12 protein-coding genes and 1 pseudogene are annotated in these 14,022 nt (G+C 40.5%); 6 read left to right on the top strand and 7 right to left on the bottom strand.

Annotated features, from left to right (window positions below; all coding sequences use genetic code 11):
- Position 1: 1 nt before the first annotated feature.
- Genes ruvA through F895_RS05815 form a run of 3 tightly spaced genes read right to left on the bottom strand, consistent with a single transcriptional unit; the run spans position 2 to position 2,631 of the window.
- Entirely contained in the window at positions 2-607 is a 606-nt protein-coding gene (gene ruvA / locus F895_RS05805) for a Holliday junction branch migration protein RuvA (protein ID WP_005242690.1), read from the bottom strand.
- Between the two features lie 9 nt (positions 608-616).
- Positions 617-1,291 (bottom strand): hypothetical protein, encoded by a 675-nt coding sequence (locus F895_RS05810; RefSeq protein WP_005242689.1) that lies wholly within the window; start codon positions 1,289-1,291, stop codon positions 617-619.
- Positions 1,291-2,631, bottom strand: a complete 1,341-nt coding sequence (locus F895_RS05815; RefSeq protein ID WP_005242688.1) for a deoxyguanosinetriphosphate triphosphohydrolase — start codon at positions 2,629-2,631, stop codon at positions 1,291-1,293. Before F895_RS05815 ends, F895_RS05810 begins: the two co-directional genes overlap by 1 nt.
- 212 nt (positions 2,632-2,843) lie before the next feature.
- Here F895_RS05815 and F895_RS05820 point away from each other — a divergent pair, with 212 nt between their 5' ends.
- The 3 genes from F895_RS05820 (at position 2,844) to F895_RS05835 (ending at position 9,313) form a co-directional block, all read left to right on the top strand.
- On the top strand, positions 2,844-3,353 hold the full coding sequence (locus F895_RS05820) for a hotdog fold domain-containing protein (RefSeq protein WP_026040125.1): 510 nt from the start codon (positions 2,844-2,846) through the stop codon (positions 3,351-3,353).
- 250 nt (positions 3,354-3,603) lie between these two features.
- Entirely contained in the window at positions 3,604-7,434 is a 3,831-nt protein-coding gene (gene purL, locus F895_RS05825) for a phosphoribosylformylglycinamidine synthase (protein WP_005242686.1), read from the top strand.
- Between the two features lie 664 nt (positions 7,435-8,098).
- Positions 8,099-9,313: a multidrug effflux MFS transporter gene (locus tag F895_RS05835; RefSeq protein WP_005242684.1), complete on the top strand. Its 1,215-nt coding sequence runs from the start codon at positions 8,099-8,101 to the stop codon at positions 9,311-9,313.
- Between the two features lie 23 nt (positions 9,314-9,336).
- Here the strand turns inward: F895_RS05835 and F895_RS05840 are convergent, their stop codons facing one another.
- Positions 9,337-9,903: a hypothetical protein gene (locus tag F895_RS05840; protein ID WP_005242683.1), complete on the bottom strand. Its 567-nt coding sequence runs from the start codon at positions 9,901-9,903 to the stop codon at positions 9,337-9,339.
- 315 nt (positions 9,904-10,218) lie between these two features.
- Here F895_RS05840 and F895_RS0119020 point away from each other — a divergent pair.
- Positions 10,219-10,580 (top strand): annotated as a pseudogene (locus F895_RS0119020) (NUDIX domain-containing protein).
- Here the strand turns inward: F895_RS0119020 and F895_RS05845 are convergent.
- Positions 10,575-11,168: a DUF3885 domain-containing protein gene (locus F895_RS05845; protein ID WP_005242682.1), complete on the bottom strand. Its 594-nt coding sequence runs from the start codon at positions 11,166-11,168 to the stop codon at positions 10,575-10,577. The pseudogene F895_RS0119020 and the gene F895_RS05845 overlap by 6 nt on opposite strands.
- 170 nt (positions 11,169-11,338) lie before the next feature.
- On the opposite strand from F895_RS05845, the gene F895_RS20390 reads away from it, so the two are divergent.
- The gene (locus tag F895_RS20390; protein ID WP_005242680.1) at positions 11,339-11,470 is read left to right on the top strand and encodes a KGW motif small protein; all 132 of its coding nucleotides are present in this window, start codon (positions 11,339-11,341) and stop codon (positions 11,468-11,470) included.
- Positions 11,471-11,532: 62 nt separating this feature from the next.
- The gene (locus F895_RS05850) at positions 11,533-11,853 is read left to right on the top strand and encodes a YqfO family protein (protein ID WP_005242671.1); all 321 of its coding nucleotides are present in this window, start codon (positions 11,533-11,535) and stop codon (positions 11,851-11,853) included.
- On the opposite strand, the gene F895_RS05855 is transcribed toward F895_RS05850, so the two are convergent.
- Both F895_RS05855 and F895_RS05860 read right to left on the bottom strand, forming a co-directional pair.
- Positions 11,850-12,995, bottom strand: a complete 1,146-nt coding sequence (locus F895_RS05855) for a glycerate kinase (protein ID WP_005242670.1) — start codon at positions 12,993-12,995, stop codon at positions 11,850-11,852. The genes F895_RS05850 and F895_RS05855 overlap by 4 nt on opposite strands.
- A gap of 135 nt (positions 12,996-13,130) precedes the next feature.
- Positions 13,131-13,931 (bottom strand): enoyl-CoA hydratase-related protein, encoded by an 801-nt coding sequence (locus F895_RS05860; protein ID WP_005242667.1) that lies wholly within the window; start codon positions 13,929-13,931, stop codon positions 13,131-13,133.
- Between the last annotated feature and the right edge of the window lie 91 nt (positions 13,932-14,022).

The following is a 14,022-nucleotide window of genomic DNA, read 5'->3' as shown; positions in this document are numbered from 1 at the left end:
ATTACTTCATCATGGATTTAAGCGCAGCACGGATAATGTCAGCCGATTCAGTATAGTCTGCTTTGACTGCTGCTACTGCTTTTTGTGCTTCTGCTGGTTTATAGCCCAACGATTGTAAAGCGGCTTCCGCTTCCGCAACAGGTGAATTTGCCATAAATTGAATTTGAGCAACTGCTGCATTTGTCGTACCGCTGGTTGAATGCGCCAACGCTTTGAAACGGTCACGCAACTCAATCATTAAGCGTTCAGCTGTTTTCTTGCCCACACCAGGAACTTTAATCAGTGTATTAATATCATCATGTTCAATCGTGTGAATCAGTAGCTCTACGCTCAGTGTTGATAAAATGCCTAAAGCCATTTTAGGGCCAACGCCATTCACTTTTAATAAGGTACGGAAAATGGTTTTTTCCTGTGCATCACTGAAACCATAAAGTTGCTGCGCATCTTCACGAACCACCAAGTGCGTCCATAAAGTGACTTTCTGTCCTTTTTGTAATTGGCAAAATGTCGAAAGTGGTGTGTCAATTTCATAGCCAACGCCATTTACATTGAGTAATACGGTTGGGGCTTCTAGGGCAAACACTTCGCCAATTAAACATCCGATCATTGAGTCTTTTCACTTATTTGTTAATGGTTGAATAGTAGATGCCATTTGTTCTAAACGCAAAATGGCTTTTAGAATTTCTTTACGATTTCGCGCGGATTTTATCCAAGAAGGTAAGCGGCTTAAGTAAGCTTTATTCTTATTGGTATAGGTTCTCTGTCTTAGCTCTGCAGAGATGTAAGCTTTCAAATCGTTTAACTGTTCTGTGTTATACACGAAAATGAGACCATGCCTTGTTGCTATAGTCAAATACAAACGATAGCCAAAAAAAGGATCTGTATTGATTTCAAATCCTGTCTTTCTCGGGATTTTATGGATAAATAACGTATAGGGTGAATTATATACTTTTTCTTTTTGGCAGAAATCACAGCTTAATTTTATAAAAGGCGGAAGAACACTCGGCTGAGCATAAGATTGAGAAAAGTTATATTTTCCACGCTTACAAGAGCAGGTTTGATTAATTTCTACGTTGATCTCATCAAAATAGCCTAAGTTCTTTTGCTGCTGTAAGCTTTGGTCAAAAGTTTTACAGCACAATCCACAACTAAAAATTATTTTTTTTTCAGTTTGATCATTTTGTTCGTATTGAATTACCAGTGCATGACTTTGGCAAAAAGGACATACAACTAAAATAGGATACTGGGTAAAAGTATTCCATGTCTTTCCGTCATCAAAAAATCGCTTCACTAAAAAAAACCTATCTTATTGCCTTGCAACTCCTGTGCTAGACTATAGGCTTGGTGGTCTGAGAACTTACTAATAATATCTAAGACTTGCATAATATTATTATAGTGGTTGTTTTGCAGATTTACCCCTGAATGTTGCAAAATTGACATCAAGCGCTGTTCTTTAAAGCTTAAGGTCTTATGCGGCATGGTTAAAGGGATAAAAGCATCTAAGATGGTTTGCAAACTTTGATGGGCAATAATTTCTAAACCTGATTTTTGAGGATGCTCAAAAATACGGTCTCTGGCGAGATTCTTCGCCGTTTGAATGCCTGCTTCAATATCGGGTGAGCAATATTGTAATAAGCTACCTTTAAGTTGGCCGGTTAAAATTTCGTAATGATGTTTGGCAAAAGCAGAGGTCACTTCATCGACAAGGCGTTTCATGACACGGCCACGTAGAGCGGCAATTTTTTGCTGCCATGTGGTATGCGGTAATTGTAATTCTTCAGGATAACCATAATCCGCAATTAAATTCAGAAAAATCGGTTCAACTTCGGCATAGTTCAACATATTTAGAATAATGCCATCTTCTAAATCGATCAGTGCATAGCAAATATCATCAGCGGCTTCCAATAAATAAGTCAATGGATGACGGCAATAGTGATAGTCACCCAGTTGAATCAGACCAAGCTGTTCTGCAAGTTGTTTTAAAATTTCTTTTTCAGATTGATAGCAACCAAATTTTGCACGTTGATGTGAGGGCGTGTCGCCTTGTTCTTCAATCGTCTTTGAGAGCCATGGATATTTTAAATAAGCACCCAGTGTTGCACAGGTTAGACGCATGCCGCCATCATCAGGGTGGTAATCAATACGACTTAAAAGCCGAAGTCCTTGGGCATTACCTTCGAATTGGCGTACATCGGCTGCTTCTTCTGGCGTGAGTCTAGCCAGAAAGTCTCGATGCGAAGCATCATCAAACCATTCACGAATGGCATATTCACCCGCATGACCAAATGGGGGGTTACCAATGTCGTGTGCCAGACAGGCTGCCTGGATAATTGCCCCGACATCAGCAGGGGAAATCCACATTGGTAGTTCGTCTTTGATCTTTTCTGCAGCGAGCATGCCCAGTGAACGTCCGATACAAGAAACCTCTAGGGAATGAGTAAGGCGGGTGTGAATACCATCATGTTGAGTTAGTGGATGAACCTGTGTTTTTCTATTCAACTGACGAAAACTTTGGGAAAATATAATTCTGTCATAATCTTTATGGAAAGGGCTTCGAGCCAATTCTGTACTGCTTTTTTTACTACCTAAGCGAATTGCAGAAAGCAATTCTAACCAACGCATTTGTTCCATTTATCATTATTCACTATGAATTCAGTTTTATCATGCCAAAAAAAAGATTAAAGCACTAGAGTAGGGCGACATAAGTTGTCTTAATTAATTTGGCTGCTTAATTGTAAAAGCACTGATCTGTCTTTTTTGACAGTTATAAGAGCTTAGTGGGCGATATAGCTATTAATATACACATGTTATTTTGTGGGCTATTTGAACATGCTGTAGCTAAAATGAAAAATTCAATCCATGATTTAAATGGCAAGATAAAAAAGTACACACAGCTCCAATCAAACACAGTATTGCTTGCCTATCAGATATTACAAAAAATACCGGGTGGTTTAACGGTACTTTCAAATGTCATTAGTCGAGTTGCTCCTTATTTCCGTACAGTTAACCCGGTCATTACAAAGCTAGAGATTGATTTTTGCCAAGCAGTTATGTCTAAACGTAGAGCTGTTGAAAATCACATCGGAACAGTACATGTGATTGCAATCTGCAATGGTTTAGAGTTTGTGATGGGCGTTGCTGTAGAGGCGTCAATTCCAGCACATCTTCGATGGTTACCCAAAGGGATGCATGTTGATTATGTCTCTAAGGCGAATTCTGATATTCAACTGAGCGCAAAGATTAACGAGGATTGGAAGGTGGGGGATATGCAGGTAGAAGTCATCGCCAAACGAAATGATGGGCAGCCGGTTGTAAAAGGTTATATCACGATTTGGGTAACTGAAAAGAAATAATAAAGTCAAAAAATATAGGGAAAAGCAACCAAACTTAAACATATAGCTTAGTTAGATTAATTTAAATGAATTGTTACGAATAAAGTAAAATTGGGAAAGCTACAATAAATTAAGCGATTTGAAGCAGAAAACTCTGATTTTTAAGATGGATATGGCTAGCTGAAATGCGCCTTTCACAGTAGAATATGCGCTCTCTCATAAGTCACATGGCGGTGGGATCGTTAGACCTGCCCGTGGAGCCAAACTCAACATGTTTATCGTGGCCGGTGCATCAGCACATTCTTCTTTTAAGAAAGCTCAACTCTTAAACCGTTTAACGTCAATGAGTTCTGTTCAATCTTTTGACAGCCAGTGGGTTTATTTGTTTGATCAAGCGCTCAGCGAGCAGCAACATCAATCGGCATTACAACTTTTAAACGATGGTCAATCTTTCGAACTTCGCCAAGCTGCAAGTGATGAAATCCAGATTTTAGTGACACCACGTATTGGCACCATTTCGCCGTGGTCATCTAAAGCAACCGATATTTTCCAAAACTGTAATACCCCAATTCACCGTTTAGAACGTGGTCTACTGTTTACACTGAAAGGTGTAAAAGAGATTTCGAATGAAGTGAAATTGGCTTTACATGACCGTATGACAGAGAGTGTTTTTGCTCATATTGATGATGCAAAAGCTTTATTCTCAGAAACCGCACCGAAGCCATTGAACTCAATTGATATCTTGGGTCAAGGAAAAGAAGCGTTAGTTAAAGCCAACAATGAGTTTGGCTTTGCTTTATCTGAGCAAGAAATTGATTATTTAACTGAAGCATTTACCAAGCTCGGCCGTAATCCAAATGATATTGAGTTGATGATGTTTGCTCAGGCAAACTCTGAACATTGTCGTCATAAAATCTTTGGTTCTGAATGGACAATTGATGGTGAAAAACAACCATTATCTTTGTTCCAGATGATTAAAAATACTTATAAAGAATCTCCAACGGATGTGTTGTCAGCATATAAAGATAACGCGTCTGTGATCGTGGGTTATGACACCATGCGCTTTTATCCGAAAGCGGATGAAAATGGTCACTTCGTTTATAAATATAAGAGCCAAGCCGCTCATATCCTAATGAAGGTTGAAACACACAACCATCCAACTGCAATTGCTCCATTTGCGGGCGCTGCGACAGGTTCGGGCGGTGAAATCCGTGACGAAGGTGCTACAGGTCGTGGTGGTAAACCTAAAGCAGGTTTAACTGGCTTTACGGTTTCAAACCTCAATATTCCTGGTTTTGAACAGCCTTGGGAAGAAAACTACGGTAAACCTTCACGTATGGCATCGCCATTACAAATTATGATTGAAGGGCCATTGGGTGGTGCTGCGTTTAACAACGAATTCGGCCGCCCTGCATTGAATGGTTACTTCCGTACCTTCGAACAGAATGTCAATGGCGAAGTGAAAGGCTTCCACAAGCCAATCATGATTGCTGGTGGTTACGGCAACATTCGTCCTGACCATGTCGAAAAAGATGCGATTCAACCGGGTGACTTGCTCATTGTATTGGGCGGCCCTGCAATGTTGATCGGTCTTGGCGGTGGTGCAGCATCTTCTGTAGACAGCGGTACCATGGGCGAGAGCTTGGACTTTGCTTCGGTACAACGTGAAAACCCAGAAATGGAACGCCGTTGCCAAGAAGTGATTGATACCTGCTGGCGTTTAGAAGACTTTAACCCAATCGTGTCTGTACATGATGTCGGTGCGGGTGGTTTATCCAATGCTATGCCTGAGCTTGTGAATGATCATGAGTTAGGTGCAGTATTGAATCTTCGTAAGATTCCATCTTTAGAGCCGGGTATGAGCCCAATGGAAATCTGGTCAAATGAAGCACAAGAGCGTTATGTCCTTGCGATTCGTCCAGAATCTTTAGAACAATTTGAAGAAATTTGTGCACGTGAGCGTTGTCCGTTTGCGGTACTGGGTGAAGCGACTGAAGCGCGTCACTTAACCGTTGAAGACCCATTGTTTGAAAACAATGCGGTTGATATCCCAATGCAAGTGATGTTGGGTGGCACGCCACGGATGCAACGTGCTTATGAAACGATTGAGCGCATAGGTAATGACTTTGATGCTGCAAAAGTTGATTTGAAAGATGCGATTTTCCGCGTTTTGAAAAATCCAACGGTTGCATCTAAATCATTCTTAATCACCATTGGTGACCGTTCGATTACCGGTATGGTTGCTCGTGACCAAATGGTCGGTCGCTGGCAAGTACCTGTTGCGGATGCAGCAGTCACCACCACAAGTTTACAAGGCTTTACAGGTGAAGCAATGGCCATGGGCGAACGTCCACCAGTGGCCTTGTTAAATCCTGCTGCATCGGCTCGTTTAGCGGTTGCTGAAGCGATTACCAACATTGCTTGTGCCAACATCGAACAAATCAGCGATATCAAACTTTCTGCAAACTGGATGGCTGCGGCGGGTCAAAAAGGTGAAGACCAAGCCTTGTTTGAAGGCGTGAAAGCGATTGGTATGGAAATGTGCCCTGCATTAGGCATTGCAATTCCAGTTGGTAAAGATTCACTTTCAATGCGTACCACATGGAATGATGGTGAAGACAAAGCGGTGACTTCACCGATGTCAGGTGTCATTACTGCATTTGCGCCAGTGTTAGATGTGCGTAAAACATTAACGCCTGAATTGAAAAACTTAGCCGATTCAGTATTGGTTCGTATTGATTTATCTAAAGGGCAGTTCCGTTTAGGCGGCTCGATCCTTGCGCAGGTGTATAAAGCCATTGGTTCAGTAACCCCTGACGTCGATAGTTTTGATGACTTCAAAGCATTCTTTGCCTTGATTCAAGACTGGAACAATCGTGGTGTGATCAAGGCTTACCATGACATCGGTGATGGCGGTCTATTGGCAACTGTTGCGGAAATGATGTTTGCATCTCGTTTAGGTGTGGCATTAGAAAATCAAACCACTGAAAGCTTATTTGCTGAAGAAATTGGTGCGGTACTGCAAATTACAGCGGCTGATTGGGCACAGTTAGAAGTTGAAGTTGCAGCGTCAAGTCTGAAAGATGCCATTGCGGTTGTGGGTCGTGTCAATACAACGGATCAATTGGAAGTCAATGGCTTAACTTTAGAACGTGCTGAATTACAACAAGCATGGGCAGAAGTGTCACACCAAATTCAACGCTTACGTGACAATGTTGAGACGGCTGATCAAGAGTTTGCATTAATTGCAGACAAAAATCATAAAGGTTTGATTGCACAAGCGACTTATGATTTGAATGAGCCTGTTGAAGCACCGTTTATTAATACCCGTCGTCCAAATATGGCCATCTTGCGTGAGCAGGGTGTCAACGGTCATGTTGAAATGGCGGCTGCATTTGATAAAGTCGGTTTTAATACCATCGACGTGCATATGAGTGACCTACTTGCAGGTCGCGTGAGCTTGAGCGACTTTGAAGGTTTAGTGGCATGTGGCGGTTTCTCATACGGTGACGTGATGGGCGCTGGCGGTGGCTGGGCGAAATCAGTATTGTTCAATGCAAAATTGCGTGACCAGTTTGAGCAGTTCTTCCATCGTGAGAGCACTTTTAGCTTAGGCGTATGTAATGGCTGTCAAATGATGTCGCAACTTGCACCACTAATTCCAGGTGCTGAGCATTGGGGCCGTTTCCACCGCAATACATCAGAAGTATTCGAAGCGCGTGCAGTCAATGTTCGCGTAGAAAAATCAGTTTCAGTCTTACTTGAAGATATGCAAGGTTCGATTTTACCAATCGCAGTTGCACATGGTGAAGGTCGTCTGGTTGCAACTGAACAGCAAATTGCTGCTTTAAATGCTGAGAACCAAGTGATCTTGCGTTATGTGGATAGCTTGGGTCAACCAACGCAACACTATCCATTGAACCCGAACGGTTCACCTGAAGCGATTACAGGTTTAACTTCTAAAGATGGTCGTGCAACCGTGATGATGCCGCATCCTGAGCGTAACTTCCGTGCGTTACAGCACTCTTGGAAGCCTGAAGATTGGGCAGAAGATGGTGCTTGGCTACGTATGTTCCGCAATGCACGTAAATTTATTGGTTAATTAAAATATAAATGCTTGAAAATGCCACTCTTGAGTGGCATTTTCTTTATCATGGATGCATGAATAAAATCATGGAATATTAAAAGAAAAGAGAGCCGGACACTCAGAAAAAATGAATAACCTTCAAGAATTAGAAAAACTAAATAGCTTAAGTTTTAAGCTACTAATTTTTTTACCACTGATCAATTTTCTTGGAAGTCTGCTATTGGCAAAGGCAGGATTCAGCTTTCAGGTGATTTATATTTTTTATCTAGCTTGCGTCATCTTACAAATTATTATTTTTATAAAAGATCGAAAATTTTTGAAGGAAAAACACGCCTTTTGTCCTGCATGGGAGTGGTTTATCTTATTCCCAGTCTATGTCTATAAAAGGCAAAGAAATAACTTTTTAAACCTAAACTATTTTTATATCAGTTTAATCCTATTTATATGCAATGCTGTGATAACTACATATTTAAAAAACTTATAGGTATCATTCATCTAGGTTAAATGTTTGCAAGATAAATTGTTTCTCGGAACGATAATGGTAAAAATCATATTAGGATGAGTGAAATTTTACCTCGATTTTTGATATCGTTTTATTGCTAGAATCAAGCAAAAATGATGTGTATTGACCTAAGTAACTTAGTTCATGCAGCTAAAATGGCCAGTAATGGGAAGCACAATGAAATCAAAAATCCATTTCCGCGAGTTTGCATTACTGATGGCATTGCTGATGTCCATTGTCTCTTTTTCGATTGATGCAGTTTTACCTGCACTGGGTGAAATTGGAAAAGTTTTTAGTCTACAAAATAATAATCAGGCGCAATGGGTCATTATTAGTATTTTCTCAGGAATGACCATTGGGCAACTTATTGCAGGGCCATTGTCCGATGCGATTGGGCGGAAACGGATTTTATTTACAGGCATCCTGATCTACTTTTTGGGCAGTTTATTGTGCTATTCCACTCAAAGTTTTGAATGGTTTTTAGTTGGTCGCTTTATTCAAGGTATTGGTGTTTCTGGGCCTTATGTGGCTTCGATTTCGATTGTTCGGGATAAATACAGTGGTGCTCAAATGGCAAGTATTATGTCGCTGATCATGATGGTATTTATGGTGGCACCTGCAGTTGCGCCGAGCTTGGGACAGCTGATCATCCATTTCTTTGGCTGGCGTGATATTTTTGTGCTGTATATGATCTATGCCACAGTCGTTGGAGCATGGGTCGCTTTACGACTGGAAGAAACGCTAATTCCTGAAAATCGTTTGCCGATGCGGGCACAAGCATTTAAGGATGGCTTTAAAGAAGTGGTAAGTAATAAAACCACCATGAGTTATTTGTTATGTGCAGGCTTTTGCTTTGGTGGGTTTATTGGCTATCTCGGCACTTCACAGCAAATTTTTATGCAGCAATTTGGCAAAACAGGACAGGAGTTTAGTGCCTACTTTGCATTATTGGCAGGTGTGATGGGGATTGCATCTTTTACCAACTCTAGAATTGTTCTGAAATTTGGGATGCGGCCTATCTGTATTTATGGCTTTCTAGGTCTTAGCCTCATTTCCTTGCTGTTTCTTGTGATCCAGCTTGCAGGTGTATCTATTTCCTTCTGGATGTTTATGCTCTATGCCTGCATCCTATTTTTATTATTTGGAACTTTGTTTGGTAATCTCAATGCGATTGCCATGGAGCCGATGGGACATGTTGCGGGCATGGCTTCTGCAATTATTGGGGCATCGTCTTCAGTTTTATCTCTCATTTTGGCCTCGATTATAGGCCAGTTGTATAATGGCACTTTAATTCCAATGACCAGTGGCTTCGTGATCTTATGTGGCTTAGCTTTCTTGATGACCCAGTATGAGAAAAGACATTTAAAAATTCTTGGAAATACGTCAGATTGAATAATTTAGATAGAGTAATTGACTTAGCTTTTAATACAACTGACCAACGCATCTCGTGCTTTAAAGCCACCACTAATTGAGGAAGAATAGACTGTTTTTCCATCTAATAAAATTTCCATTATTCCAGCATCATCCATATGAGCTGCTGTTTGTTCCATAATAACTGGAACGAGCAATACACCTTTTTTCTGGCTTGATACCAGTGTTGCAGCAGTTGGCGTTTCAGATTTATCAGTGCGCATGATGATATTGAGTCGTTTATTGTGTTGAGGTGTTGGTATAAGCGGACCGATAAAGGCAAATGCTCCTGTACTTTTCTCTGAAGGACCCAATAGGGTGAGTTGATTTAAATCGGAGCTATAAGTGACGGCACAGCCACCTTTTCTGCCCTTATGTTTAGAGAGGAACCATGTACCATTCTCATCTTGATAGATTTGCTTCATGCTTCGTGCGATCACATGATGCTGTTCCAGGCTGAATGTACTATTTTTCTGGGATACATGTTCAGAAGTTTCATTTGCATAAACAATATTAGATTCGGCCAACACACCGATTGTAAATAGTAAAGTCATCATTAGTTTTGGCTGCATAGAAATACTCTTATCTTGTGAACTTGGATTGCTAGTTTTAAAATTAGATTTATGATTATTTAAAATTTTTGGGGGAGCCCTATCATGGTTGCTAAACCATCATTGCCCTTGAATGATCTTTTTATATCGCTTTTTTAGTGTTGTTAAAAGCAGAGTGCATGCTGAAAGGTTAAAGTTGTCCTATGATGTTTGTTATTAAAGATTAATATGTTGAAGATGATGACTTTTTAATTCATGCATGTTTTTTTTACATTTTTTAAAACGATGAAAAAAGTTGTCCCTGTAATTTGAAGACATTCAAATCAAGGTAGAGAAATATTGGCTTTCCATCATCCACTGGTGGCTGAGACTCAATTAGTTAAAGGCACTATTAAATATGATGAGCAATATGAACAGGTTATGATTGATGAATTGTTTGAAGAAACAGGGTTGATTGCTCAGCCTAATCCCTAGTTTATAGGTGATCTCATACTGAGTATTAATCAGCAAAACTGGTATTTCTATTTATACGAGGTGAGGTGTGAATTGGCTGTAGGTGGCGCCATCATTGTCAGGATGACGGTGTTTTAGACTTTAGCTTCTTTTGGTATTCTTTAGATCAACAACCAGATGCTCATTGGCATGAAACTTTTAGAGAAGCTTTAAGCTTTTTAAGAAATTTATTAACGTCGTCATAATCCATCTGCTCTGGGTGAAAGCCAATCTTGATATTTATTTCTTAAATCATTTCTTTTCACTTCATCCAAGATAATAAAATCAATGCCACCATCATAAGGTGCAACAATTATATTTTTCTCGAAAGAAATCATAAAAGCCCTCAACTCATCATCAGCAATTTTTCTCAATAACTCATTGTGAGTCTTAGGTTGCCAAATTGTTTCTATAGAATATGGCCTAAAAAAAGAATTCTCTTCGTCATCATCATAATCTTCAGGATTGAGTAGCTTTAAGTTTATTTCTTGCTCTAAATGAAATTGGTAGGGGAGTATAAAGGCTGGGTCATAGGCTTTATTGTTACGGGAATGGCTAAAATAGTGACCTGAGACAATGAATATAGAAGTATCATCTCCAAAGCAGTCTGTAATAATTTTATTATGTCGATTTAATAACAATTCATATTCAGCAGCCGTATCGGCATATCTTTTTGATTCGGGTAGGCTATGAATCCTAAACCAAAATTGAGGAAAATCTTGGATTAAATAGTGAGAAATGGGAAGTTTGACGGGATAAAAAAGCTCCCATTGCGATTGAAAAGAATAAGGCATATTAATGTATAAAAATTTTATGAAAAATATATATTATTGGATAGAGCTAAAAAGATAAATCCACAAATAATTTTATTTACCTTTATGACATCTATAAATTTTTCTCCTTTTAGGATTGGATCAATTCTTGCTTCTTATATTTAGACAATGAACAAAATATGAGAAGTCTGATGATGAAAAATGCAAATTATTTAAGAACAGTGCATACCAAAGATCGAGGCTGGTTTTGGTTTGGTCTAACGGTGGCGATTCAAATGTTATTTATTGTGGTGAGCTATTTGGTGATCAATATTTCGCTTTGATTATTCAGCTTTTGTCGCGTTATGATTAAGATCTTATCTATTTGATTTGAGCTGTTTAAGCGATGCTAAAACTGATTTATTACGTGCCTGAGTCTCATTTGGAATCGACTAAACAAGCGATTTTTGCTGCTGGGGCGGGTGGTATTGGCAATTACGAGCATTGTGCTTGGCAAGTCAAAGGCATTGGGCAGTTTAAGCCCGTAAAAAGTGCAAATCCATTTTTAGGGCAATTGGATAGATTAGAGCAGCTCGAAGAATGGCGCGTTGAAACTATTGTCACAGAAGAAAAGGCCAGTGCTGTGGCAAAAGCCTTAAAAGCAAGCCATCCTTATGAAGAACCTGCTTTTGAGTTTATCCAGATTTTAGATATTGAATGCGCCTAGCTATTTTTAAGCATACTGCTTTGAATCAATCGGGCGATATCGGTTGTTCGTGCGCTCACCAGTTCTGCTGCATTACGACAGGCTTCTTCTAGACTGGTTGGGCCTGAGGTTAAAGAGAAGGCAGCAGTAACACCATGTGGGTAAAGTGCTTGGTAATTCTCTCCAAGTGCTCCTGCTATTACAATGACGGGGACATTGGCGGCTTGTGCTATTTTGGCGACACCGAATGGAGTTTTGCCATTTAGAGTTTGTGCATCAAACTTGCCTTCGCCTGTAATCATCCAATCTGCCCCTTGGATTTTAGTGGCAAGTTGATTCAGTTCAGCAATGACTTCGACTCCAGATCGAAACTCGGCTTTTAAGAATGTTTTAGCAGCAAAACCAAGTCCGCCTGCGGCTCCTGCACCAGCTTCATGACGTTGATCGACGCCAAGCAATTGTGCCGTGACATCGGCAAAATGGGAGAGCGCTTGATCTAACTCCAACACTTGTTGAGGTGAAGCGCCTTTTTGAGGCCCAAAAATATGTGAAGCACCATTGGGCCCACACAACGGATTGGTCACATCGGCGGCTAATAAAAATTGGGTTTGTTTAATCCTTGGATTAAGCTGATCTAAATTGATTTTAGCTAAGTTTTGCAGTGCAATGCCGCCAGCGGCTAGGGGATTATGCTCTGCATCCAGAAACATTGCCCCTAATGCAGTCAATAAACCTGTACCAGCATCATTGCTTGCGCTGCCGCCGACAGTCAGTACAATTTCCTTTGCACCTGCATCTAAGGCAGCCAGAATCAGCTGTCCTGTTCCATAGCTACTGCTGTTACATGCGTCACGTTGAGCGGGTTTAACCAGTTGGATACCACTGGCTTGTGCCATTTCAATAATGGCGATTTTTTCTGTGGCTAACCAGCCCCATTTCGCCAGTACAGGTTCACCGAGTGGGCCCTGTACCAACTGCTCACGCCATTGCCCTGAACAGACTTCCAGTACCGCTTCTATAGAGCCTTCACCACCATCTGCCATGGGGCATTGAATGATTTCTGCATCAGGAAACACCTTTTGCCAGCCTGAAGCAATTGCTTGAGCAATCTCCTGTGCAGATAGGCTGTCCTTAAAAGAATCTGGGGCAATCACAACTTTCATAAATTCTTTGTATCTTCATCTTGTTCTGACCTGAGCTTAGTCGGTCTGGTGTGGAATAGCTAGATGAATGCCAAAAACAAAAAAGCCACTGAATTGTATCAACTCAGTGGCTTGGTTTAATCAACGATTATTGCATTAATTAAACTGAGAAAAATCAGGTTTACGTTTTTGCATAAAGGCTTGTACCGCTTCCATCATTTCAGGTGAGCGTACACGTTGCATAAAGATTTCAGCTTCATCATCCACGCACTGAATGATCTCAGTCAAGTCTTGTTTCATTAGGGCTTTAGTCTGTTTGATCGAAGCCAATGGTAATGCTGCTAAATGTTGCGCTGTTTTTTGCGCCGTGGCATAAACATCTTCAACCACATCATTCACCAGATTGGCTTTAACCGCAGTTGCTGCATCAAATTTTTTCGCAGTGAAGAGCAATTCAGCAGCTTTTTGATAGCCCGCTTGTTTGACCAATAAACGACTTGCAGCACCTTCTGGAGATAGACCAAGGCTGACAAATGGAATTTGGAACAGAGCAGTATTGTCTGCAAAAACCAGATCAGCATGTAATAAGATCGTTACGCCGATACCGATTGCGACACCTTTAACCGCAATAATCAACGGCTTAGAAAAACGAGCAGCCGCTTTTAATAAGATAAAAGGAGGCTGATCACCCGCTTTGCCTTCATGTGGTTTTTGAATAAAACCCATAAAGTCTTTCATGTCATTACCCGCAGTAAAGTCTTGTTCTGCACCACGGAAAATTACCACACGAACGTCTTTGTTTGCATCGGCTTCATCTAGAGCTTTTGCGATCCAAAGGTAAAGTTCGCCATAGAGTGCATTTTTTGCTTCTGAACGGTTAATGGCTAAGGTGAGTACGCCATCTTCTAAATTTGCTTGCAAATGTTGATGAGGTTGTTGAATACAGCTAAGTGTCATCGTACTATCCTTGCTTTAATCCAGATTGATTTTTAAGTGCCCTCATTATGTCGCATATTTGTCTGAATGACACAACTGATGAGTTCACAAA

The organism is Acinetobacter sp. CIP 64.2 (assembly GCF_000369645.1).
Classification (GTDB): Bacteria; Pseudomonadota; Gammaproteobacteria; order Pseudomonadales; family Moraxellaceae; genus Acinetobacter.
The sequence above is the reverse complement of the archived record's forward strand: the minus strand, read 5'-3'. Positions and strand labels throughout refer to the sequence as shown.